Raw genomic sequence first — 21258 nt, forward strand, 5'->3', positions numbered from 1 at the left:
GGAACATACGCATTCCTTCGTCCCGCCGCGGCTGGCCTAATGGAGGCCCGTGTACTCCGTCAGCCCCCGCTTCATGAATCCCCCCGGTTACCACCTCGGTCTCCTCTTCGCCGTGCTCGGCGCGGTGGGCTTCTCCTTCAAGGCCATCCTCATCAAGCTGGCCTACCCCTATGGTGTCGACGCGGTCACCCTGCTGGCCTTGCGCATGGGTTTCTCGCTGCCTTTCTTCCTGGCCCTGGGCTGGCACGACCAGCGCACCCGCAAGCCCGACCCCCTGGGCCGGCGCGACATCGGGCTGATGCTGGGCCTGGGCCTCACCGGCTATTACCTGGCCAGCTACCTGGACTTCCTCGGCCTGCAGTACATCTCCGCCGCCCTGGAGCGCCTGATCCTGTTTGCCTACCCGACCCTGGTGGTGGTGCTGTCGGCGGTCTTCCTGGGCAAGCACATCAGCCGCCGGGCCATGGGCTCCATCGTGCTGTGCTATGCCGGCATCGCCCTGGCGGTGGCCCATGACCTGCACGAGGCCGGCGACATGCACGACGTGCTGGTGGGCGGCGGCCTGGTGTTTGCCAGCGCCGTGTCCTACGCGCTGTACCTCATGGGCAACGGCCAGGCCGTGGGCCGCCTGGGGGCTGCCCGGGTCACCGCCTGGGCCAGCACCGCGGCCTGCCTGCTGTGCCTGGCGCACTTTGCCCTCACCCGGCCCCTGGGCCTGCTCGTCCAGCCCGCCCCGGTGCTGCTGCTGGCCGGCGCCATGGCGCTGTTTTCCACCGTGCTGCCGGTGTGGATGGTGTCCGAAGCCATCCGCCGCATGGGCGCCGGGCCCGTGTCCCTCATCGGCACCCTCGGCCCGGTCGTCACGCTCTTCCTGGGCTGGTTGATCCTCGACGAGAGCATCGGTCTGTTCCAGATCCTGGGGGGCTGCCTGGTGGTGGCCGGGGTGCTGCTGGTCGGCAAGAAGGGCTGAGGCCGGGGTTTCCGTTGGGTCGAGTCCATTCGACCAACCCGGCCTAAAATGGCGCACTGCCTTTACCTTGCACCGCCATGCTCCAGATCGACATCACCGACCACATCGCCACGCTCACCCTCAACCGGGAGTCCCGCCGCAACGCCCTGTGTGAGGAGATGGTCCAGGCCTTTGCCACGGCCCTCGAGTCCTTCCGTGCCGTGGGTGTGCGCTGCGTGGTGCTGCGCGCCCCGGCCGGCTGCAAGGTCTGGTCGGCGGGCCACGACATCGACGAGCTGCCCGCCGCCGGTCTCGATCCCCTGGCCTGGCGCGACCCCCTGCGCAAGCTGGTGCGCGAGATCGAGACCTTTCCCGCCCCCATCATCGCCATGATCGAAGGCAGCGTGTGGGGTGGCGCCTGCGAAACCGTGTTTGCCTGCGACCTCATCGTGGCCGCCCGCAGCGCCACCTTTGCGGCCACCCCGGCCCGCCTCAACGTGCCCTACAACGTGGGCGGCCTGCTCACCTTTCTCAACGCCGCCAACCTGCGCCTGGCCAAGGAGATGCTCTTTACCGCCGACCCCATCTCCGCCGAGCGACTGTGCAGCCTGGGCATCATCAACCACGTCACCGATACTGCCGATCTGGAAGAGGCCACCTACGCCATGGCCCGCCGCATCGCCGCCAACGCCCCCCTGTCCATCTCGGTGATGAAGGAGCAGCTGCGCATCCTTGCCGGCGCCCACACCATGTCGCCGGAAGACTTCGAGCGCATCCAGGGCCTGCGCCGGGTGGTGTACAACAGCAAGGACTACGCCGAGGGCGTGCGAGCCTTCAAGGAAAAGCGCAAGCCGGTGTTCCGGGGCGAATAGGCATCCACCCAAGACATAGCAGGAAACCCAATGGCCAGCATCACCCTCTTCACTGGCGGCATCCGTCCGCTGCCCGAAACCGGGCGCCCCACCGGCATGTACAAGACCCGGGTGACGGTGCCCATCGCCCTGGGCCCCGAAGGCTTTGCCGGCGACCAGCAGGCCGACCTGCGCGTCCATGGCGGCCCCGACAAGGCCGTGCATCTCTACCCCGCCCGGCACTACGCACGCCTTGCCGAGCGCTTTCCGGAAGTGGCCGCCCAGCTCGTACCCGGCGCCCTCGGCGAGAACCTCTCCACCCCCGACCTGGACGAAGCGGACGTGCGTATCGGCGAGCTGTGGCAGCTGGGCCGCGCCGTGCTGCAGGTGTGCCAGCCCCGCAACCCGTGCTGGAAGATCGACGAGCGTTTTGGTGCCGACGGCATGGCCGGCTTCATCGCCGAACACCTGCTCACCGGCTGGTACTGGCGCGTGGTGCAACCCGGCCACGTGAGCCCCGGCGACACCCTGGACCGGCTGCACCCCGCGCCGGAAGCCCCGACCCTGCGCGCAGCCCAGCTGCTCTGGCAGGCCCACCGCCCGCCCCTGGACGAACTGGAGCGCCTGGCCGACACCCCCGGGCTGGCCCGCGCCTGGCGGGACAAGATCGTGCAACGGCTTGGCTGGCTCAAGCAATGAGCCAGTCCGTCTTCTGGCGGGATCCGGCGCTGCCCTATGTGGAGCTGCGCCAGGTGGAGGACGGGCGCAGCCTCTGCTACGCCCCCCACAGCCACCTGGAGTGGTCCATGGGCGCCATCACCCGGGGCGAGAGCACCTTTGTGCTGACCGACCGGGAACACCAGGTCGAGGCGGGCGCGCTGGTCTTCATCAACCCCGACCGGATGCACGTCTGCAACCCCATCGAAGGGCGGCCCTGGGCCTATCTCATGCTGTACCTGGACGCGCGCTGGCTGGCCGGGCAGCGCTTCCGGCTGGGCCTGTCGGCATCGCCCGACTGGCAGGATCTGGCTCCCGACGTCCTGCGCGTGCCTGACGTCTTCAATGCCTTTGTCGGCCTTGCGGCAAGGCTGTTCGACCCGGGCCTGCCCGCCGCCGCCAAAGAGGACGCGCTGCTCGCCTTCCTGGCCCTGCTGCTGCCCCGGCTCAGCACCGCCGAGGCGCCAGATGTGCCCGCCAACCTGGAAGCCTTGGCCGACTACCTGGGTGGGGATCATGCCGCCGAAGACATGTCGCTGGAGGCGATGTCCCGCCGGGTCGGGGTGAGCCCCGGCCACCTCATCCGGCGTTTCAAGCAGCACTTCGGGATGACGCCCCACGCCTACGTGATCAACCGCCGGGTGCAGCGCGGCCAGCGGGCCCTGCGCCAGGGGCGGGCGATTGTGGATGCCGCCCTCGACAGCGGCTTTGCAGACCAGCCCCACTTTCAGCGCATGTTCAAGCGCCTCCTGGCCCTTACTCCCCGGCAATACCGCCGGAGCTCAGGGCAACAACAGGAAGACGCAGCTCCCGGCGAGCAGGGCCGCCAGGCCCCGGTTGAGTCGGCGTAAGACCCGCGGCGTGGTGCTCAGGCGCCGGAACGCCGCGCCGGCATACACCCAGCAACTGAGCGACAGCCAGCAGATCGGCGCATAGAGCGCGGCAAACACCGCCAGCTCCTCGGGCCGCGCCGCGTGGGTGTAGGCACCCACGCCCGACGCCGCCGCCAGCCAGGCCTTGGGGTTGAGCCACTGCATCAGCGCACCGGCCACAAAGCCTGGCGGGGCCTCCTGATCCCTGCCGGCCAGCTCACCCGAATCACGGGCCAGCTGCCAGCTCAGGTAAAGCAGAAAGGCCACCGCCGCCCAGCGCATCAGCGCCGCCAGCCCGGGCAGCCGCAGCAAAACCTCGGCCAGCCCCAGCCCCACCGCCACAAACAGGCCGATGAAACCCAGCGTGGCACCGCTCACAAAGCCCAGGCTCGCCCGCAGCCCATGCCGCGTCCCGCTGCCCAGGCACACCATGTTCACCGGCCCCGGCGACAGCGAAGCCGCCAGGGCAAAGGCGGACATCGGAAGAGTGAGGGAGAGATCCATGCGTGAAATCCGGAACGTCGGGGCAGGGCATGGTGGGGCTTGGGGGGAGGCGGGGTATTGAAGGAAATTGCGCTGGGGTTTGGTGGCGATGACCGCCGGGCGATCACCCCAGGCAACGCGCCAGCCAGATCGAATGAAAGCCGCAGGCCGGGTCCTCCGGCACGAAGTCGAGCACCTCGAAGCCCTGCGCGCCGAGCAGGCACCGGTATTCCTCCGGCGCCAGGCTGGCGTGGAATAGCGGCTCCCCCTCGAATGCGCCGATCGCCTCACCGTGGGACGGCCCGCTGGTGAACATCAGCATCGCCCCCGGCGCCGCGTGCGCCGCGAAGACCGGGAACATCGCCCGCTGATCTTCGTGGTTCAGATGAAAGAAACTGTCCCAGGCCAGCACGCCCGCAAACCTCCGCCCCAGGTCGAGCGTCCGCATGTCGCCCTGCACCCACTCCTGGGTGGGCTGCAGGGCACGGGCATGCGCCAGCATCGCCGCCGAGCTGTCCACGCCGGTGATCGCAAAGCCCCGCTGCGCCAGCCACCGCGCCATCGGCTGACCGGTGCCGCAGCCCAGATCCAGGACTTCGCACCCGTCGGGCAGGTCGGCTGCAAAGCGCATCAGCCAGGTTTCTTCGAGTGATGCATGAGGGGAGCGGCGCCGATGCCAGGTGTCGGCGTGGCGGTCGTAGAGCGGGATGATGGTGGTGGAGAGGGGAGGGGGCATTGGGGGGATGGGTACTGCGAATGCATAGTGGCTAAGTGCGCTGGCTCATAGCGTGCGAGGACAGATTCTGTCACCCGCCGACTGGATGTGCAGACCATGTCGCGCCCCTCGCGGGCGCGTGGATTGAAGCACCAGCAGTGGCTATCTGATCGTGGGGGGCTCGCGGTTGCTTCCTGCTCGTCGATGCTTCGCGAGGCTGAGTGTCGGACATGCACCAGGGGCATCCAGTAGGCCTGAACTGGTTGCGGGCAATCACGTCGGCGACGGTCAGGGGGCAGGGTCGAATGCGCTCGGTGCCATGGGGGCGTGGCGGGCCTCGGCCATTACCTCTGCCAGTGCCCCGTCTGCTCCAGCGTTTCCACCCAATCCACCTCCACCGCCCGGCTCACCGGCAGCCGTTGCACCGCATCCGGCCAGGCGTGCGGTGCCGGGCTCTCCGGCAGTTTGATGCCGCCGAAGTGTTCCAGCCCCATGCCCACTTCGTCGTAGCCCAGTAGCTGGCGGGCGCCGGTGGCGCCGGTGTAGCGGCCGTTGTATTCGTAGATGGCGTAGTCGCCTTCGGGGGTGCGCTGGCACTGGATGTTGAGGGGGCCGCGCCAGCCTTCGGTGGCAAAGGCCTGGGCGCAGCGCTGGCCGAGTGTGAGCAGGGCGGGGTCGGGGTTGCGGGCGACGTGTTCGCTGCGGCCTTGGCGCATGGTGTGGCGGGTGGCGAGCAGGCCCTTGAGGCTGCCGTCGGGGGCGATGAAGGCCTGGATCGAGTGCTTGTCGGCTTCGAAGCTGTGGAAGAGGGGGATGCCGTCGCGGGCGATGCCGTCCAGGTAGGCCTGCACCTCGGCGCGGTCGCCCAGGTAACGCTGCACGATGGTGTCGGGGCGGCCGGCCAGGCGGGTGAGCTGGGCTTCGTTCTGCACCAGGAAGACGCCGCGGGAGGCGAAGCCCTGGCGGGGTTTGGCGATGAGGGGGTAGCCGTGGCGGTCGGCAAAGTCGATGAGCCGAGCGGCGTCGGTGTCGGTGGCCAGGGTGGCGGCGTAGGGCAGGCCGTGGCGTGTCGACAGGGCGGCGCTGGCGGCCTTGTCGAGCATGGCCAGGGCGGGGCCGGGGGCGCCACACAAAAAGGGGAGGGCCGGGTTGGGGCGGGCCTGGGCGCGGGCGGCCAGCCAGGCCACGTCGTCGTCGCGGCAGGGGATGACGAGGCGGGGCTGGAGGCGGTGGACGATCTGGTCGAAGCGCTGACCGAAGGCGTCGGGGTCGTCCTTGAGCTTGCCAGTCAGGAAGGCTTCGTCAAAGTCGAACAGGGCGGGTTCGCTGGCGACGCTGTTGAGGGCGGCCAGGTGCAGGCCGGTGCGGCGGCCGGCCAGGGCGGAGAGGATGTTCTGGCCGACCAGGCTGGCGCCTGACAGGAAGAGGATGCAGGGGGCGGGCATGGTGGGGCTCAGGTGGCGGGGACGGCGAGGCTGCGGTACAGGCTCATCAGGGGGCGGATGTCGTCCAGGCCGGCGAAGGACCACAGGGTTTCGAGCCAGATCCGGCCTTGTTCGCGGGGCAGGGCGCGGTCGGCCATGCGCCAGAACTTGGCTTCCAGCTCGTGATCGTCCATGGGGTTGAGCGGGTGACCCTTGGGCGGACCGGAGGCGCGGCCCAGGCGGCGCCCGTCCTTGAGCACCAGCTCGACGCGGGAGGGCCAGCGGGGCAGCTCGCCGGCGTGTTCGGCGGTGAGTTCGGGGTCGTCGATGACGGTGATCTTCTGCATCAGGGGGCGCAGGGCGGGGTCGCTGATGCGCGCGTCGCTGAAGCTGTCCACGGTCACGTCGCCATCCGCCAGGGCCACGGCCACCAGGTAGGCCATGCTGTGGTCGGCCACTTCGCGGGTTTGCGGGTCCCACTTTTCGTCGTGGTCGCCGGCGCCGCCGCCGATGGCGTGCAGGCCGCCCCAGTGCACGGCCACGGTGATCCGGTCGATGTCGTCCAGGGCGGCTTCGCCGCGCAGGGCCTGGGCCAGGGCGATGGGGCCCTGGCCGTTGTAGTCGGCGGGGTAGTACTTGAGGCCGGTGCTCTGCAGGGCCGACAGCCCGTTGCGCGTCTCGCCCAGGGTGGACAGGTCGAGAGGCGGGATGCCCAGCATCTGGTAGAAGGCGGCGAGGCCTTCAAAGGGGCGGTCGGGGCCGGTGAGGCCTTGCTCGGCCAGGCGTGCGGCAAACACGGCGTTCATGGTGCCGTGGGCGGTGGCGCAGCCTTTCCAGTCGGAGATGAGGCCGGTGCGGGTGACGCGCATGGGGATGTTGGGGGTGAGGGCCAGGGCGATGGCGTGGCCCATGCGCTCCCGGTCCAGGCCCAGGATCACGCCGGCGCCCACCACGGCGCCCAGGGTGGCGTAGATCTGGTCCACGTGCTTGTTGCGCAGGAGGTTGCCGTAGAGGCCGCCGCGGCGGATGGCGGCGTAGGTTTCGTAGGCGGCGTGGAGGGCGAGGATGACTTCGGTGCCGCTGGCGCCGCGGGCTTCGCCCAGGGCCAGCACGCCGGACATCATGTCGCTGGGGTGGCCGCCGTTGCCGGTGTCGTTGTAGTCCAGGTAGCGGATCATCACGGTGTTGGCAAAGGTGGCGTACTCGGGCGTGGTGGGCTCGGCCAGGCCGAACACCGAGGCGCCGGCGCGGCTGCTGGCGGTGCTGGCGATGGTGCGCGCCACCCGGGCCGGGCGGGCGCCGAGGGCGCCAAAGGCACAGGCCACCGAGTCGATGAGGTGGCGGGTGACGGCGTCGGCCGATCCGGCGGGCAGGGGGGCGGTCTGCATGGCCACGGCATAGTCGGCGATGTGGCGGCTGGTGTTGTCCATGGGGGGCTCCAGGCGGATGTCAGGGGCGGGCGGCGGCGGTCACGGCGTCGATCACCCGGCTCACCTCGTCGTCGCCCAGGGCGGCGTAAAGGGGAAGGCACAGCACGCTGTCGGCCATGCGGCGGGCCACGGGCAGGTGGTCGGCACCGGGCGCGTCCCGGTACATGTCGAAGTCGCTGATCAGCGGGTAGAAGTAGCGACGGACGATGATGTCCTGGGCCCGCAGTTGCTCATACAGGGCGTCCCGGTTCAGTGCACAGCCGGGTTCCACAAAGATCGGGTAGTAGCCGTGGTTGTGGCGCGCCACGCCGGGCAGGGGGGCCAGCAGGCGCAGGCCGGGCAGGCCGGCAAAGGCGGCGTCGTAGCGGGCGGCCACCCGGGCGCGGGCGTCGATTTCGGCGTCGATGCCGCTCAGGGTGAGGCAGCCAAAGGCGGCCTGCAGCTCGTTCATCTTGGCGTTGATGCCGGTGGCCAGCACCCGCGTCTCACCCTTGAAGCCGAAGTTGCGCAGCAGGTCGATGCGCGCCTTGAGGGCTTCGTCCCGGCACACGATGGCGCCGCCTTCAAAGGTGTGGAAGACCTTGGTGGCGTGAAAGCTCAGGATGGCGGCGTCGCCCTGGGCCAGCAGGCTGCCCTGGTCGAGGTGTACGCCAAAGGCGTGGGCGGCGTCGTAGATGAGGCGCAGGCCATGATGATCGGCCACCGCCTGCAGGCCGGCGGTGTCACAGGGGCGGCCATACACGTGTACCGCCAGGATGGCCCGGGTGCGGGGGGTGATGGCCGCTTCCACGGCGGCGGGGTCGAGGTTGAGGCTGTCCGGGTCGATGTCGGCAAACACCGGCGTGCAGCCGCTCCACATGAGGGCGTGGGTGGTGGCCACGAAGGAGTAGGGCGTGGTGATGACCTCGCCTTCCACGTCCAGGGCCTTGAGGGCCAGCATCAGGGCCAGGGTGCCGTTGCCCAGCAGGCTCACCTGGGGCACGGCCAGGTAGCTGGCCAGGGCGGCTTCGAGCCGGTCGTGGTAAGGCCCGCCGTTGGTGAGCCGCCGGGACGCCCAGATGTCGCGCAGCAGCGGTTCGAAGTCCTCGAAGGCCGGCAGGGCGGGCTGGGTGACGTAAAGCGGTGGGCGGCTCATGGCTCGAGGCGGGGCAGGATGATGGGCTGGGGCGCGTCGCCGGCACACCAGCGCCGCCACATGATGCGAAACGCCAGGGCAACGCTGTCGGCCACCCGGGCGGTGCTCAGGTTGGGGGAGTGCATCAGGCGCTCGCGCAGGCTCTGACGCAGGGCGGCGAGCGTGTCCGGGTGCGCGGCGGCACGCCGGGCGATGGCCACAAATTCGTCCTCGCTTTCGGCCACCCAATCGCTCAGCCCCACCTTGCCCATGATGCCGGCCCCCAGGCGCTGGGCCAGGGTGCGGCCGGCCAGGGTGAGGGTGGGCACGCCCATCCACAGGGCGTGGTTGGAGGTGGTGCCGCCGGCATACGGAAAGGTGTCCAGCAGTACGTCGATCTCGTTGTGCAGGGCCAGGTAGTCGCGGGTGGGCAGGCGGGGGCGCAGGTCCAGGCGTTCGGGGCCGATGCCTTCCGCTGCAAACTGGTCGAGCAGGCGCCTGGCTGACGCGTCGCCGGACACAGCACCCACCAGCAGCCTGGCGTCGGGCAGGGCCTGCAGCACGCGTGACCACAGGGTGATGCATTCCGGGCTGATCTTGTTGAGTCGGTTGAGGCTGCCGAAGGTGAAGCGTCCGCTGGCCAGTGCAGGTGGAGGGCCGACTTCCGGGGCGTCCGGGTCGGTCTTGAAGCTCATGGCGTAGGGCAGATGCACCAGCTTCTCGGTGAATTGATCGTCCAGGCGCCCGGGCGGGGCGGTGAGGGTGTAGACGAAGCGGTAGTCCATGCTGCGCATGCCCGTGGTGCCGGAATAGCCCAGCCAGGTGACCTGAACCGGCGCCGGCCGCAGGGCAAACACCGGCAGGCGGTTGTCGGCGGTGTGACCGGAGAGGTCCACCAGGATGTCGATGCGATCGGCCTGGATTTGTGCGGCCAGGCGGGCGTCGCTCCAGCCCGCGACCTTGTGCCAGCCATGCACGAGCTGGCGCAGGCGGGTGCTCACGGCGTCTTCGTGGGCCCGGTTGGAATAGGCGGTCAGGTTCAGGCCATGTTGCCCCAGCGCGGCGAGCATGGGCTCCATGAAATAGGCGACGGCATGTTCGCGCAGGTCGCCCGACACGAAGCCGATGCGCAGCGGCCGTTCGGGGTCGCGCGTGTTGGCGTGCCTGGGCGGGCGAGCCGGTGCAGACCCTTCCAGGGTTTCTCCAAAGCGGCAGTGGGCGGCAAAGATGTCGTCGGCGCTGGCGCCGGCGTCGTGCATCAGCTGGTACAGGTAGCCGCTGTGGGCGGAGTGGGCCGCGGGGTTGAGGGCGACGGCGCGGGCAAAGTGGTCACGGGCGGCGGGCGAGATGCCGGACATCGAGCAGGCCCGGCCCAGGGCGCTGAGCACCCGCCAGTCCGGGGTTGCGGCGGTGGCCAGGGGCTCCAGTGTGGCAATCGCTTCGGCAAAGCGCCCGCGCAGGTCGTAAAGATTGCCCAGGTTGAGGCTCGCCTCGATCCAGCCGGGTGGGGCGCACAGCGTGGCCGTCCGGTAGCTCTCTTCCGCTTCGTCCCAGCGTCCGAGATCAAGCAGCGCGTTGCCCAGGTTGAGATGGGCGTCGGCCAGGCGGGGGTTGATGGCCAGAGCCTGGCGCGCACAGGCCTCGGCCTTGCCCGGGTCGCCGGCCTGTGCGGCGCACTGGGCCCAGTTCACCCAGGCCGAGACCATCTGCGGATCCAGGCGGGTCGCCTGGGCGAACTGGGCGTCGGCGCCCGCGGTGTCCCCCAGCCGGGTGTAGATCAGCCCCAGGTTGTCGCGGATGGTTGCGTCGTCCGGCGCCAGTCGGGCGGCCTGTTCCAGATGCGGACGGGCGGCCTCGACGCGCTGGCGGGCCAGGAAGGACACGCCGAGCATCTGCCAGCCCGCTGCTGCGGCGGGGTGGCGACGCGTACAGTCGCGCGCCGCCCGCTCCAGTTGGTCGAGCTGGTTGGCAGAGAACAGCGAACTCAGCTTGTTCAGCTTTTGTAAAGGTATTTGTGCACTCATTGCTTGTGAATTTGTAGGCACATGGGTGCAGGATACCGCTCGAAGGACGAAATGTTACAAATTTGCACCTTTCCCGAGTCGCGGCGTCACCCCCGCGGCCCCACCTCCAGCCCGCGAAACGTGGCGCAGCGCGTAAAGGCGGCCAGATCGGCGGGGCACTGCTTCTGCTTGCAGTACTTGGCCACCAGCTTGGCCAGACCCTTGATGTCGCGCCCGGTGGCCGTGGGGAAAAGCGCCACGAGCTGGTCGGTGATGTCCGCTTCCAGCGCCAGTCCGAACTGTTCGGCCATCACCTGCCAGATGCGCCGGCGCCCGGCGTCGTCGGGTGGCGAGTACTTGATGAGGGCGATGCAGCGGGACACGATGGCTTCGTCGATGTCGTCGATGCGGTTGGTGGTGAGGAAGAGCAGGCCGTTGAAGTACTCCAGCACGCGCAGGAAGACGCCCACCACGGCGTTCATGGTGATGTCGTCGTCGCGGCGCTTGATGTAGACGTCGGCCTCGTCGATGAGCATCACGGCGCCCCAGCGCTGGGCGCGGGTGAGCACGTCCTTGAGGATGGTCTCCATGTTGGACACGCTGAGGCCGAGCTGGCCGGAGTGCACCCGGTACAGGGGGCGGCGGATGATCTCGGAGTACACCTCGGCGGTGAGGGTCTTGCCCACGCCCGGTGGGCCGGCGCAGAGCACGGTGGTGCCGCCCGATTTGCCCTCGACGATGTCGTCCATCAGCAGGTCCATCTCGGCGGTGAGGATGTCGATGAGGTCGGTCTGCTCCTCGGGCAGCACCAGCTTGTGGCGCAGGGCGGGCGTGTATTCGTAGGGGCGGATGTCGGCCACGTGCACCCACAGGTAGTGGTGCAGGTCCAGGTGGAACATGAGGATGTGGAAGTGCACCGGCAGCCGGGTGAACAGGCCCTTGGGCAGGGCCTTGCGGGCATCCTCGGCGGCGTCCTCGTCGATGTAGCGGGAGCCCTTGGCGGCCTTGCGCAGGTAGGTGCCGAGGATCTCGCCGGGGGCGTCGAGGGTCAACACCCGTTCGGCCAGGATGCCTTCGTCGTTCACCAGGCGGGCGTCGCCGCCGCTGGAGGAGAGGATCACCACGTCCTTGCGTGACCAGTCGGTGTCCCGGTGGCTGGCGGTGGGGTTCTCGGCGTAGAGGCCGGTGCCCCGGCCGGAGAACTGCTCGCCGTAGCGGGCGCGCCAGTCGAAGTAGCGGGCCTCCATCTCGTCGTAGCTGGCGAGGAGGGCGGCGGTTTCGCGGACCAGGCCCTTCGCGGCGAGGGTCTCGCCCACCGTGCGACCGGCGATGTCGCCGGCCACGATGCGCACGGTGTGCGTGGCCACCTTGCCGCGGGTGTTGGCCTTCATCTCGATGAAGACCTTTCCCACCTCGTCGTTGGACGAGGGGGTGAAGTCCAGCCGGGTGACGACCCAGGCGGTGGGGCGGTCGGGGCTGGCGAGGGAGAACAGCCAACCGCGCTCGGCGTCCTCGGCCAGATAGTGGGCGATGGCGGGAACGAGGCTGTCCAGCTCGTCGGCGGTGAAGCGCGGGCCGCCAGCGCCCAGGGCCTGGCGCAGGGTGGCGATCTGGGCGGCGCGGGGGCGCAAGTGCGGGCCGGCATCGGCAAACAGGCTTTCCAGGCAATGCAGCTCGTCGTGCTGCAGCTGGGCAAAGTCCACTTCCGCCCGGTTGCCGAAGCGCATCTGCTCCTGCAGCCAGGCCAGGCGGGGGTGGGCACGCACCAGCGCGTCGACCAGCGGTCGCTCGATCTGCAGCTTCATCGGTATGGACTCCAGGGGATCTGTGTGTGCTGCGATGCAAGATCCATGCTGGTTGCTGCGGGGATGGCAGGGCCTTGTTATGCAAGGGGTTCTGCCTGCATGGAGGCGCGGCGCGGTGTGTCGGGAATGCGACGTGTCGCAGACTTTCCGGTCGGGGGGACGTGTAAGGGGCGACTTCATGCGACGCTATGGGGCTTGATCCATCGGGGCTGCCTTCCATGCACATCGATCTGCGCGATCTGCGCCTGTTCATCCACATCGCCGAGAGCAAGAGCCTGACCCGCGGGGCGGAGCGCAGCCACCTGTCCCTGCCGGCGGTCAGCGCCCGGGTGAAGGAGCTGGAGAGCCAGGCCGGGGTGCGCCTGCTGTACCGGGCGCCCCGGGGCGTGGCCCTGACCCCGGCGGGGCAGAGCCTGCTGCAGCACGCACGCATCATCCTGGGGCAGATCGAGCACATGAAGGGCGATCTGCAGCGCTTTGGCGAGGGGGTGCAGGGGCATATCCGGGTGTTTGCCAACACCACGGCGGTGACCGAGTTCATGCCCGAGGTGCTGGCCACCTTTCTGGCCGGCCACCCGCAGGTGGACGTGGACCTGCAGGAGCGCCTCACTGCCGAGATCGTGCGTGGTGTGCTCGATGGCACCACCGATCTGGGCATCGTGTCGGGGGCGGTGGATGCGGACGGGCTGGAGAAGCACCACTTCAGCACTGACCGGCTGATCCTCGCCGTGGCGCCGGGGCACCCGCTGGCGGCGAGGGCTTCGGTGTGCTTTGCCGACATGATGGATTACGACTACATCGGCCTCCACGATGGCAGCACCCTGCAGAACTTCGTGAACACCCTGATGCAGAAGGGCCGCCACCGCCTGCACATCCGCGTCCAGGTGAGCAACTTCGAGTCGGTATGCCGGATGGTGGAGGCCGGGGTGGGCATCGGCATCGTGCCTGAATCGGCAGCCCGCCGGCATAGCCGCACCATGAAGATCGTCACCAAGCCCCTCGACGAGAGCTGGGCCCTCCGTGACCGCTATGTGCTGACCCGACGTGGGGATTCGCTGCCCAGTTTCACCCGGGCGCTGATCGACACCATCATTGCCTACCCGGGCCACGCGGAGAGCCGGCGTTAGGCCGGGGACCTGCGCCGTGGCGCTCGCCACGTGCTGGCGTGAGCGCTAAGATCGCGCCCATATCCGGAGCGGAAACATCAAGGCCCGTGCCGCGCACGGGATGGGGAGAGTGGTTTGCCTGTGCATTGGGGACGCCTGTGGGTCTGGCTGTGTCTGGCGCTGTGCTGTGCGGGAGTGCCGGCAGGCGCCACCGAGCCGGTGGTGGTGCAGCTCAACTGGAAGCATCAATTCGAATTCGCAGCCTTTTACGCCGCCGAACGCCAGGGTTACTACCAGGCCCTCGGGCTGGATGTGCGGCTGGTCGAGGGCGGGCCCGGCGTGGATGTGGTGCAGGAGGTGGTCGAGGGGCGTGCCGATTTCGGGGTGGGCACCTCGGCGCTGGTGGTGGACCGGGCCCGGGGCCAGCCGGTGGTGGCCCTGGCCACGATGATGCAGCACTCGCCTCTGGCCCTGCTGGCATCCCGGGCAGCGGGGGTGAAGAGCGTGCTCGATCTGGCTGGCCGGCCGGTGTCGGTGACCCCTCACACCCGCGACGAGATCGAAGCCTTCCTGCGGGTATCGGGCCTGTCCCCGGAGCAGATCCAGCTGGTCGATCAGGCCGACTGGACCCTGGAGCCCCTGGAGGCGGGCAAGGTGGCGGCGGAGGCGGTGTATCTGTCCAACGAGCCCTTCCTGATCCGCGGGCGGGAGCACCAGTTTCTGCTGCTGACACCCCGTTCGGCGGGCATCGACCTGTTCGGCAACATGCTGTTCTCGTCCCGCGCGGCGGTGGCGGCGCGGCCGCAGGTGGCCGCCGCCTTCCGTGAGGCGACCCTGCGCGGCCTGGTGTATGCGCTGGCCAATCCGGAGGTGCTGACCGACCAGATCCTCGCCGACTACAACACCCAGGGCAAATCGCGGGAGCACCTGCTCTTCGAGGCGGCCCAGATCCGTGAGCTGACCCGGCCGGACATCGTCGAGGCGGGCTACATGAGCCCCGGCCGCTGGCGCCACGTGGTGGATGTGTATGTGCGCCAGGGCAAGCTGCCCAAGGACTTCGAGCTGGGGGATTTCCTGTTCGACGCGCAGCCCTCGACCCGGGTGCCGCCCTGGCTGGTGGGGGCCCTGGTGGCGTCGCTGGTAGCCCTGCTGGTGGCGCTGGGGGTGGTGGCCAAGGTGCGCGGGCTCAACCGGGCGCTGCGCGGGGAGATGGGCGAGCGGGAGGCGGCCGAAGAGGCCCTGCAGACCCGCGAGGCCCAGTACCGGGAGCTGGTGGAAAACGCCAACGCCCTGATCCTGCGCCTGTCGCCCGATGGGACGGTGACCTATTTCAACGAATGCGCCGAGCGTTTCTTTGGCTATCCCGCCGCCGAGATCGTCGGGCGCAGCGTGATCGGTACCATCCTGCCGGCGCAGGATGAGCGCAGCGGCCGTGATCTGGGCGTAATGCTGGCCGCCATCCTTTCCGATCCGACCAGCAGTAGCAGCGAACACAACGAAAACGAGAACATCACCCGGGATGGCCGGCGGGTGTTTGTGCGCTGGGCCAACCGGGCGATCCGGCGGCCCGACGGGAGCCTCGCCGGCCTGTTGTGCATTGGTCAGGACGTGACGGCCCGACGGGTGATGGAGCAGGAGCTCGCCGCCCACCGCAGCCTCCTCGAAGAGCAGGTGGCCCTGCGCACCATGGAGCTGGCCCACGCCAAGGAGGCGGCCGAGGCGGCCAGCCGGGCCAAGAGCGCCTTCCTGGCCAATACCAGCCACGAGATCCGCACCCCCCTCAATGCCATCACCGGCATGACGCACCTGCTGCGCCGCTCCGGGGTGAATGAGGACCAGGCACAGCGCCTGGACAAGATCGAGACGGCCGGGCAGCACCTGCTGGAAATCCTCAACGCGGTGCTCGATCTGTCCAAGATCGAGGCCGGCAAATTGAGCCTCGAGCGCACGGGCGTGGTGGTGGATGCGGTGGTACACAACGTGGTCGCCATGCTTCATGACCGGGCCATCGCCAAGGGCCTGGTGCTGGCCGTGGATCTGCAGACGGGGCTGCCGCCCCTGCTGGGCGACCCGACCCGCCTGCAGCAGGCCTTGCTCAACTATGGCAGCAACGCGGTCAAATTCACCGGCGAGGGCGGGCGCGTCCATTTCCGCTCCCGGCTGGTGGAGGAGAACGCCGCGGGCCTGCTGGTGCGCTTCGAGGTGGAGGACACGGGGATCGGCATTGCCCCGGACAAGCTCGGGCAGATCTTCTGGGCCTTCGAACAGGCCGACAGCTCAACCACCCGGGAATACGGCGGCACCGGCCTCGGTCTGGCCATCACCCGCAAGCTGGCGGCGCTGATGGGAGGCGCAGCGGGGGTGTCGAGCGAACCGGGGGTGGGCAGCACCTTCTGGTTCACCGCCCGCCTGGCCCGGGGCGTGTTCCAGCCCGTCACCGGCCTGCTGCCCGACCCGGACGAGGCGGAGGCGCTGCTCGGCGAGCGCTTTGCCGGACAGCGCATCCTGCTGGTGGAGGATGACGAGATCAACCGGGAGATCGCCGTGGAAATGCTGGCCGAGACCGGCCTGCTCATCGACACCGCGGAGGATGGCCTGATTGCGGTGGAGATGGCCGCTGCCACCGATTACGCGCTGATCCTGATGGACATGCAGATGCCGCGCCTGGACGGCCTGCAGGCCACCCTGCAGATCCGTGCCCTGCCGGGGCGGGCCGGCACGCCCATCGTCGCCATGACGGCCAACGCCTTTGCCGAAGACCGGGCACGGTGTTTCCAGGTGGGCATGAACGACTTCATCCCCAAGCCGGTCGAGCCCGACCTGCTGCTGCAGGTCGTGCTCAAATGGCTGGAGCGGCACCTCAGCGGCGTGTAGGCGCGCGCCTCAGCCCACCTGCACGGCGATGCGCCGGGGCTGGGCGTGCTCCACCTTGGGGATGCGCAGGGTGAGCACACCCTGGGCGAACTCGGCGGCAACCCGCTCGGCGTCCAGCTCCTTGGACAGGGTGAACACCCGCCGGTAGCGAGCCAGCCCCACTTCCGAATGGATGGGCTCCAGCCCTTCCGGTGCCGGCAGTGCGATCTCGCCCTCGATGGTCAGGGTGTCGGCTTCCACGTGCAGGTGCAGCCTGTCCTTGGGTACGCCGGGCAGGTCCGCGTAAAGGGTGATGCCGGCGCTGTCCTCGACCACATCCACGGGGGGCTGGAGCGCCTCGGTGGCGCGGGGGGCGGTGTCGGCCTGGGCAGGGCGGCGCAGGGTGGCGTTGTCACTCATGGTCGGGTCTCCTTACTGGACGTGGATGCGGCGGGGCTGGCTGGCGGCCTTGCGTTGCACGCTGACGTGCACCACGCCGTCGGTGTAGAGGGCTTCAACGGCGTTCGGGTCCACGTCGTCGGGCAGGGTCACCACCCGGCGGAAGCGGCCCGAGAAGCGCTCGTCGATGTGCACCGTGGCCGGCGCGTCCTTGGGCGGGAGCACGCTGGCGCGCTCGCCGGCGATGGTCAGCACGCCCTTCTCGAGCTGCACGTCCAGGGTCGTCGGGTCGATGCCGGGCGCAAACGCGTAGATCTCCACCGAGCGCGCCGTGCTGCCCACGTTCATGGCCGGGTAGCCGCCCCGGGCACTGCCGCGGATGCTCGGCGACAGGTCGCCACCCCCCTGCTGCAGACCGCGCTGGATCCGGTCCAGCTCGGCAAACACATCACGGGGAAACAGGGAACGATAGAACATGCGGATTCCTCCTCGTCTGACGCGGGCAGCACACCACGGCCGCCCCTGTCTCCGATATGGGAACCGCCCCTGCAGGTTTCAAGAGCCCGCATGAAGCTGGCTGGAGGGACCGTGGGGCCTGACGCCTACTGCATGAAGGGGTAGTCGGTGTAGCCCTCGGGGCCGGGGGAGTAGAAGGTGGCGGGGTTGGGCTTGTTGAGGCTGGCGCCGGCCTTGATGCGGGCGGGGAGGTCGGGGTTGGCGAGGAAGGCGGTGCCGAAGGCCACGGCGTCGAGCTGGCCGCTCTCGATGGCACTGGCGGCCTCCTGGGGCGTGTAGCCCATGTTGCCGATCAGCACGCCCTTGTAGTGGGCCCGGGCCGGAGTCAGCACGTCGCCCTTCTGCTGGCCGAAGAAGTCGCCGCGCATCACGTGCAGGTAGGCCAGCGGAACGTCGTTGAGGCGCTGGGCCATCCATGTGATCAGCCCCACCGGGTCGCTGTCGCGCATGTCGTTGTAGCTGTTGAGGGGCGACAGGCGCAGGCCGACGCGGCCAGGGCCCCACACCGCCACGCAGGCGTCGAGCACTTCGAGCATCAGGCGGGCGCGGTTCTCGATGGGGCCGCCGTAGGGGCCGCTGCGGGTGTTGCTGCCGTCGCGCAGGAACTCGTCCAGCAGGTAGCCGTTGGCACCATGCACCTCGATGCCGTCGAAGCCGGCGGCCAGGGCGTTTTCGGCGGCGTGGCGGAAGCCGGCGACGATGCCGGGCAGCTCGTCATCGGCGAGGGCGCGGGGGGTGACGTAGGGCTTCTTGCCCTCGGGGGTGTGCACTTCGTCGTTGCGGATGGGCAGGGCGCTGGGGGCGACGGGCTGGGCACCGTCGTTGAGCAGCGGGTGGCAGGCCCGGCCGCCGTGCCATACCTGCAGGAAGATGCGCCCGCCGGCCTTGTGCACCGCGTCGGTCACGTGCTTCCAGCCGGCCACCTGGGCGGCCGAGTGGATGCCGGGCTCGTGCCAGAAGGCGGAGTTGCCCTCGATGGCCATGGTGGCCTCGGCGATGAGCAGGCCGGCGCTGGCGCGCTGGGCGTAGTGGGTGGCGATCAGGTCACCGGGCACGTGGCCCTCCTCGGCCCGGCAGCGGGTCAGGGGGGCCATCAGGATGCGGTTGGGCAGGCTTACGGCGCCGGCCTGCAGGGGCTGGAAGAGGGCGGACATGGGGGCTCCGGAGAAGGGGTCGAAAAGGCTTGGTGTGTGACGGGTGATGATTGTTCCGCAGCGGGGGCGTCAGACGCCGGCCCAGGGCAAGGGTGGTGCGGTGAGGCGGCGGGTGCTGCCCGGCACGGGGCCGAAGCGTGGATCACCGGCTTCCCAGGCGCGCTGGGCGGTGGCGATGGCTTCCCGGCTGTGGCCGACGAAGTTCCAGGCCATCTGGATGGGCGTGGCGAAGGGCTCGCCACCGATCAGCAGCAGGCGGGTGTCGGGAGCGAGGGTCAGGTCGATGCTGTCACGGCCCGGGTCGAGGCAGGCAAAGGCGCTGCCATCGAAGTCCTCGCCGGCCAGGGTCGCGCGGCCCTCCAGGGGCAGGATGCCGTACTCGAAGGCCGGGTCCAGCGGCAGCGTCAGGCGGCTGGCGTCGGTGCTGTGGATGTCCAGCCCGATCAGGGGCGAGTACAGCCGGGCGGGCGACTGGTGCGGGCCGTGCCGGCCGGCCAGCAGGGTGAAGGTGCAGGCGCCCTCGGTCCAGCGCGGCAGGTCGGGGTGGTGGGCAAAGGCGGGGGCGCAGTCGGCGGCCTCGGCCGGCAGGGCGATCCACAGCTGGGCGGCGTGCAGGCGCCCGGCGCCGGGCGGGGAGTCTTCGGTGTGCACGATGCCGTGGCCGGCGGTCATCAGGTTGACCTGCCCGGGGCGGATCAGTTGATCGCTCCCGAGGCTGTCCCGGTGCAGGATTTCGCCCTCGATGAGCCAGGTGAAGGTCTGCAGGGCAATGTGGGGGTGGGCGCCCACGTGCATGCCGTCGCGGCCGGAAAAATCGACCGGGCCGATGTGGTCGAGAAAGCACCAGGCGCCGATCATGCGGCGCTCGCGGGTGGGCAGGGCGCGGCGCACGTGGAGGCCTTCGCCCAGGTCGGCTTCGCGGGGCAGGATGCGTTCGATGGGGGGGGCTCATGGTCATGCTCCCTTCAGCCCAGGTCGGTGTGGATACGGATTTCCCCGGTGAGCAGCTTGTGCATGGGGCAGGCGTTGGCGATCTTGAGAAGCTGGGTGCGTTGTTCTTCGCTCAGTCCGCCTTCCAGGAAGACCCGGCGGACGATGTCGTTGCCACTTTCGGGTTTGCCATCGGGGTTGAGCTGCAGTTCGACGCGGATTCCGGCAAGGGGCCAGTTGCGGCGGGCCGCCACCATTTTCACGGTGATCGCGGTGCAGGTACCGAGGCTGCCGAGGATCAGCCGTTCTGGTGAGGGCCCGACATTGCCGCCCCCGACTTCAAGGGGCTCATCGGCCAGCCAGGTGTGGCCGAGGTCGTCGGAAATCTGCACGAGATAGGGGGTTTCCTGCAGGACGGCGGTGACGGCGGGCGTTCCGGACATGGGGTGTCTCCCTCGAGTTGGGGGCGTGGTGGGGTGTAAAGGCTCCGACCGGGCCGGGGGCAGCAAGTTCGGCCCGGCCTTCAGCCGTCGCGCAGCAGGGGGCGGGTCTGCCAGTTGTAGCGCATGGTGAGCATGCGCACCACGAAGAACAGGGTGATGGTGGCCCAGGCGGCGGGCACGGTGGCCACCCCGAAGGCCAGGGTCAGGGCCAGGAAGACCAGGCTGGCCAGAACCACCACCACGGCAAAGAACTGACCGGGCTGGAGGATGAAGGGAACGTCGCGGACGATCACGTCGCGCAGCACGCCGCCGCCCACCCCGCTCACTGCGCCCACCAGTATCACCCCGGGCAGGGGGATGCCGGCCCCCAGGGCCAGCTGCATGCCCACCACCGCAAAGGCCGGGGTGCCGATGGCGTCGATGGTGCTGACGAGCTTGTCCACCACCGGCAGATCGGCAATGCGCTGGTGGAGCAGGGCGATGAGCAGGGTGGCCAGGGTGATCAGCGGCAGGTAGACCGGATCGGTGAGTACCGGCGGGGTGCGCTGCAGGAACAGCCCGTCGCGCAGGATGCTGCCGCCCACCGAGGTAAGCAGGGCCAGCACGAACAGGCCGACGATATCGCAGCGCTTGCGCAGGGCCACGATGGCCCCCGACAGGGCCCAGCTGAAGGTGGCCAGGTAATCGAAATAGATCGGAACGTGAAACTCGGTGGCCATGGGCGGCGGCTCTGCGCTGGCCTAGCGCCGTTGTCTCAGGTACAGGGCCTCGACTTCGGCGCGGGCCCAGGGGGTTCGGCGCAGAAACTTGAGGCTGGACTTGATGCTCGGCTCGAACTGGAAGCAGCGGATGTTCACCTGGTTGCCCAGGCTGTCCCAGCCGTAGCGCTCCACCAGTTCGGTGAGCATGCTTTCGAGGGTGATGCCGTGGAGGGGATTGTTGGGCTGGTCGGTCATGGGTCACACATTCAGGGTCGGGCGGCGGGAACTTTGATCCTGTTTGCCCACTCTGCCAAGAGCCCGGCTACAATCCGGCCGTCAATCGCGTGAGCCACCCCCTTGCTGCGTCGTGTCCTCGTCCTGCTGCTGATGTTCCTGCTGCCCCTTCAGGCCATGGCGGGCAGCTTTGCGCCTTTGTGCCGGCACACGGCCGACGCGCAGGCGGCTGCAGTGCAGATGGAGGAGGGTGAGCACGCGCACTGCCTTGAGGCCACGGCTGCTGCGGAGGCATCGCCCGAGCAGCCTGACGCTGCGGCCGCAGCAGACGCCCGCTGTGACGATTGCAGCGTGTGCCACCATGTGGCCTTCTCCCTGTTCTCCCTGCCGCTGCTCACCCCCGCAGTGGCCTTCAGCCCGGTGCGCGTGGCACGGGATCTGTTCCCCGGTGCCACCCGCGTTCCGCCCCAGCCCGACCGCCCCCCCAGAGCTTCCGCCGCCTGACGCGGACGGCAGCCTTTCCCGCTTTCCCTGTTGATGCGTGGCCCCCGGGCCGCGC

At 69.3% G+C, this 21258-nt stretch carries 21 protein-coding genes; 7 read left to right on the plus strand and 14 right to left on the minus strand.

The features are described 5' to 3' along the window. Nucleotides 1–73: 73 nt before the first annotated feature. The 4 genes from L6Q67_RS02115 (at nucleotide 74) to L6Q67_RS02130 (ending at nucleotide 3368) form a co-directional block, all read left to right on the plus strand. Complete coding sequence (locus L6Q67_RS02115; RefSeq protein ID WP_296564493.1) at nucleotides 74–970, plus strand: DMT family transporter; 897 nt, start codon at nucleotides 74–76, stop codon at nucleotides 968–970. A 77-nt stretch (nucleotides 971–1047) separates the two neighbouring features. Continuing rightward, nucleotides 1048–1821, plus strand: a complete 774-nt coding sequence (gene scpB / locus L6Q67_RS02120) for a methylmalonyl-CoA decarboxylase (protein ID WP_296564496.1) — start codon at nucleotides 1048–1050, stop codon at nucleotides 1819–1821. A gap of 30 nt (nucleotides 1822–1851) precedes the next feature. Next, the gene (locus L6Q67_RS02125; protein WP_296564499.1) at nucleotides 1852–2499 is read left to right on the plus strand and encodes an MOSC domain-containing protein; all 648 of its coding nucleotides are present in this window, start codon (nucleotides 1852–1854) and stop codon (nucleotides 2497–2499) included. Then, a complete protein-coding gene (locus tag L6Q67_RS02130) occupies nucleotides 2496–3368 on the plus strand; it encodes an AraC family transcriptional regulator (RefSeq protein ID WP_296564501.1) in 873 nt (290 codons plus the stop codon). The genes L6Q67_RS02125 and L6Q67_RS02130 overlap by 4 nt, the downstream gene beginning before the upstream one ends. Here L6Q67_RS02130 and L6Q67_RS02135 read toward each other — a convergent pair. The 7 genes from L6Q67_RS02135 to L6Q67_RS02165 all read right to left on the minus strand — a co-directional run bounded on the left by L6Q67_RS02135 (nucleotide 3300) and on the right by L6Q67_RS02165 (nucleotide 12363). Next, on the minus strand, nucleotides 3300–3893 hold the full coding sequence (locus tag L6Q67_RS02135; RefSeq protein ID WP_296564503.1) for a LysE family translocator: 594 nt from the start codon (nucleotides 3891–3893) through the stop codon (nucleotides 3300–3302). The two genes, L6Q67_RS02130 and L6Q67_RS02135, sit on opposite strands and share 69 nt — an antisense overlap. A 103-nt stretch (nucleotides 3894–3996) precedes the next feature. After that, entirely contained in the window at nucleotides 3997–4608 is a 612-nt protein-coding gene (locus tag L6Q67_RS02140; protein ID WP_296564506.1) for a class I SAM-dependent methyltransferase, read from the minus strand. 323 nt (nucleotides 4609–4931) lie between these two features. Further along, nucleotides 4932–6032, minus strand: coding sequence for a hypothetical protein (locus tag L6Q67_RS02145; protein WP_296564509.1), 1101 nt, complete (start codon nucleotides 6030–6032; stop codon nucleotides 4932–4934). 8 nt (nucleotides 6033–6040) lie between these two features. Beyond that, the gene (locus tag L6Q67_RS02150; protein ID WP_296564512.1) at nucleotides 6041–7441 is read right to left on the minus strand and encodes an MmgE/PrpD family protein; all 1401 of its coding nucleotides are present in this window, start codon (nucleotides 7439–7441) and stop codon (nucleotides 6041–6043) included. 19 nt (nucleotides 7442–7460) lie between these two features. Next, nucleotides 7461–8576 carry a DegT/DnrJ/EryC1/StrS aminotransferase family protein gene (locus L6Q67_RS02155; RefSeq protein ID WP_296564516.1) on the minus strand — a complete coding sequence of 372 codons (1116 nt, stop codon included), beginning with the start codon at nucleotides 8574–8576 and terminating at the stop codon, nucleotides 7461–7463. Next, the gene (locus L6Q67_RS02160; RefSeq protein WP_296564519.1) at nucleotides 8573–10579 is read right to left on the minus strand and encodes a tetratricopeptide repeat protein; all 2007 of its coding nucleotides are present in this window, start codon (nucleotides 10577–10579) and stop codon (nucleotides 8573–8575) included. Before L6Q67_RS02160 ends, L6Q67_RS02155 begins: the two co-directional genes overlap by 4 nt. Nucleotides 10580–10665: 86 nt before the next feature. Further along, nucleotides 10666–12363, minus strand: a complete 1698-nt coding sequence (locus tag L6Q67_RS02165) for an ATP-binding protein (RefSeq protein ID WP_296564522.1) — start codon at nucleotides 12361–12363, stop codon at nucleotides 10666–10668. 218 nt (nucleotides 12364–12581) lie between these two features. Here L6Q67_RS02165 and L6Q67_RS02170 point away from each other — a divergent pair, with 218 nt between their 5' ends. Both L6Q67_RS02170 and L6Q67_RS02175 read left to right on the plus strand, forming a co-directional pair. Further along, entirely contained in the window at nucleotides 12582–13490 is a 909-nt protein-coding gene (locus L6Q67_RS02170; RefSeq protein WP_296564525.1) for a LysR family transcriptional regulator, read from the plus strand. A 120-nt stretch (nucleotides 13491–13610) separates the two neighbouring features. Continuing rightward, the gene (locus tag L6Q67_RS02175) at nucleotides 13611–16343 is read left to right on the plus strand and encodes an ABC transporter substrate-binding protein (RefSeq protein WP_296565193.1); all 2733 of its coding nucleotides are present in this window, start codon (nucleotides 13611–13613) and stop codon (nucleotides 16341–16343) included. Between the two features lie 9 nt (nucleotides 16344–16352). On the opposite strand, the gene L6Q67_RS02180 is transcribed toward L6Q67_RS02175, so the two are convergent. The 7 genes from L6Q67_RS02180 to L6Q67_RS02210 form a co-directional block, all read right to left on the minus strand. Continuing rightward, nucleotides 16353–16742: an Hsp20/alpha crystallin family protein gene (locus L6Q67_RS02180; RefSeq protein WP_296564528.1), complete on the minus strand. Its 390-nt coding sequence runs from the start codon at nucleotides 16740–16742 to the stop codon at nucleotides 16353–16355. 12 nt (nucleotides 16743–16754) lie between these two features. Then, nucleotides 16755–17198 (minus strand): Hsp20/alpha crystallin family protein, encoded by a 444-nt coding sequence (locus tag L6Q67_RS02185; protein ID WP_296564531.1) that lies wholly within the window; start codon nucleotides 17196–17198, stop codon nucleotides 16755–16757. Nucleotides 17199–17323: 125 nt separating this feature from the next. After that, the gene (locus tag L6Q67_RS02190) at nucleotides 17324–18391 is read right to left on the minus strand and encodes an alkene reductase (RefSeq protein WP_296564534.1); all 1068 of its coding nucleotides are present in this window, start codon (nucleotides 18389–18391) and stop codon (nucleotides 17324–17326) included. A 69-nt stretch (nucleotides 18392–18460) separates the two neighbouring features. Next, nucleotides 18461–19282, minus strand: coding sequence for a pirin family protein (locus L6Q67_RS02195; RefSeq protein WP_296564536.1), 822 nt, complete (start codon nucleotides 19280–19282; stop codon nucleotides 18461–18463). A gap of 74 nt (nucleotides 19283–19356) precedes the next feature. Further along, the gene (locus L6Q67_RS02200) at nucleotides 19357–19764 is read right to left on the minus strand and encodes an OsmC family protein (RefSeq protein ID WP_296564547.1); all 408 of its coding nucleotides are present in this window, start codon (nucleotides 19762–19764) and stop codon (nucleotides 19357–19359) included. 80 nt (nucleotides 19765–19844) lie between these two features. Beyond that, nucleotides 19845–20483, minus strand: a complete 639-nt coding sequence (locus L6Q67_RS02205; protein ID WP_296564567.1) for a TRIC cation channel family protein — start codon at nucleotides 20481–20483, stop codon at nucleotides 19845–19847. A gap of 21 nt (nucleotides 20484–20504) precedes the next feature. Beyond that, a complete protein-coding gene (locus L6Q67_RS02210; RefSeq protein WP_296408937.1) occupies nucleotides 20505–20720 on the minus strand; it encodes a VF530 family protein in 216 nt (71 codons plus the stop codon). A 102-nt stretch (nucleotides 20721–20822) separates the two neighbouring features. Between L6Q67_RS02210 and L6Q67_RS02215 the strand changes: the two genes are divergently transcribed. Beyond that, nucleotides 20823–21203, plus strand: a complete 381-nt coding sequence (locus tag L6Q67_RS02215) for a DUF2946 family protein (RefSeq protein WP_296564569.1) — start codon at nucleotides 20823–20825, stop codon at nucleotides 21201–21203. Nucleotides 21204–21258 lie beyond the last annotated feature (55 nt).

Source organism: Zoogloea sp., assembly GCF_023150065.1.
GTDB lineage: Bacteria > Pseudomonadota > Gammaproteobacteria > Burkholderiales > Rhodocyclaceae > Zoogloea.

What these genes read in the sequence shown, in the direction of transcription:
- L6Q67_RS02190 (WP_296564534.1), bottom strand. Translation starts at nt 18,391, where the DNA reads ATGTCCGCCCTCTTCCAGCCCCTGCAGGCCGGCGCCGTAAGCCTGCCC.
- L6Q67_RS02145 (WP_296564509.1), bottom strand. Translation starts at nt 6,032, where the DNA reads ATGCCCGCCCCCTGCATCCTCTTCCTGTCAGGCGCCAGCCTGGTCGGC.
- L6Q67_RS02130 (WP_296564501.1), top strand. Translation starts at nt 2,496, where the DNA reads ATGAGCCAGTCCGTCTTCTGGCGGGATCCGGCGCTGCCCTATGTGGAG.
- L6Q67_RS02160 (WP_296564519.1), bottom strand. Translation starts at nt 10,579, where the DNA reads ATGAGTGCACAAATACCTTTACAAAAGCTGAACAAGCTGAGTTCGCTG.
- L6Q67_RS02115 (WP_296564493.1), top strand. Translation starts at nt 74, where the DNA reads ATGAATCCCCCCGGTTACCACCTCGGTCTCCTCTTCGCCGTGCTCGGC.
- L6Q67_RS02205 (WP_296564567.1), bottom strand. Translation starts at nt 20,483, where the DNA reads ATGGCCACCGAGTTTCACGTTCCGATCTATTTCGATTACCTGGCCACC.
- L6Q67_RS02170 (WP_296564525.1), top strand. Translation starts at nt 12,582, where the DNA reads ATGCACATCGATCTGCGCGATCTGCGCCTGTTCATCCACATCGCCGAG.
- L6Q67_RS02155 (WP_296564516.1), bottom strand. Translation starts at nt 8,576, where the DNA reads ATGAGCCGCCCACCGCTTTACGTCACCCAGCCCGCCCTGCCGGCCTTC.
- L6Q67_RS02210 (WP_296408937.1), bottom strand. Translation starts at nt 20,720, where the DNA reads ATGACCGACCAGCCCAACAATCCCCTCCACGGCATCACCCTCGAAAGC.
- L6Q67_RS02135 (WP_296564503.1), bottom strand. Translation starts at nt 3,893, where the DNA reads ATGGATCTCTCCCTCACTCTTCCGATGTCCGCCTTTGCCCTGGCGGCT.
- L6Q67_RS02140 (WP_296564506.1), bottom strand. Translation starts at nt 4,608, where the DNA reads ATGCCCCCTCCCCTCTCCACCACCATCATCCCGCTCTACGACCGCCAC.
- scpB (WP_296564496.1), top strand. Translation starts at nt 1,048, where the DNA reads ATGCTCCAGATCGACATCACCGACCACATCGCCACGCTCACCCTCAAC.
- L6Q67_RS02185 (WP_296564531.1), bottom strand. Translation starts at nt 17,198, where the DNA reads ATGTTCTATCGTTCCCTGTTTCCCCGTGATGTGTTTGCCGAGCTGGAC.
- L6Q67_RS02165 (WP_296564522.1), bottom strand. Translation starts at nt 12,363, where the DNA reads ATGAAGCTGCAGATCGAGCGACCGCTGGTCGACGCGCTGGTGCGTGCC.
- L6Q67_RS02180 (WP_296564528.1), bottom strand. Translation starts at nt 16,742, where the DNA reads ATGAGTGACAACGCCACCCTGCGCCGCCCTGCCCAGGCCGACACCGCC.
- L6Q67_RS02125 (WP_296564499.1), top strand. Translation starts at nt 1,852, where the DNA reads ATGGCCAGCATCACCCTCTTCACTGGCGGCATCCGTCCGCTGCCCGAA.
- L6Q67_RS02200 (WP_296564547.1), bottom strand. Translation starts at nt 19,764, where the DNA reads ATGTCCGGAACGCCCGCCGTCACCGCCGTCCTGCAGGAAACCCCCTAT.
- L6Q67_RS02150 (WP_296564512.1), bottom strand. Translation starts at nt 7,441, where the DNA reads ATGGACAACACCAGCCGCCACATCGCCGACTATGCCGTGGCCATGCAG.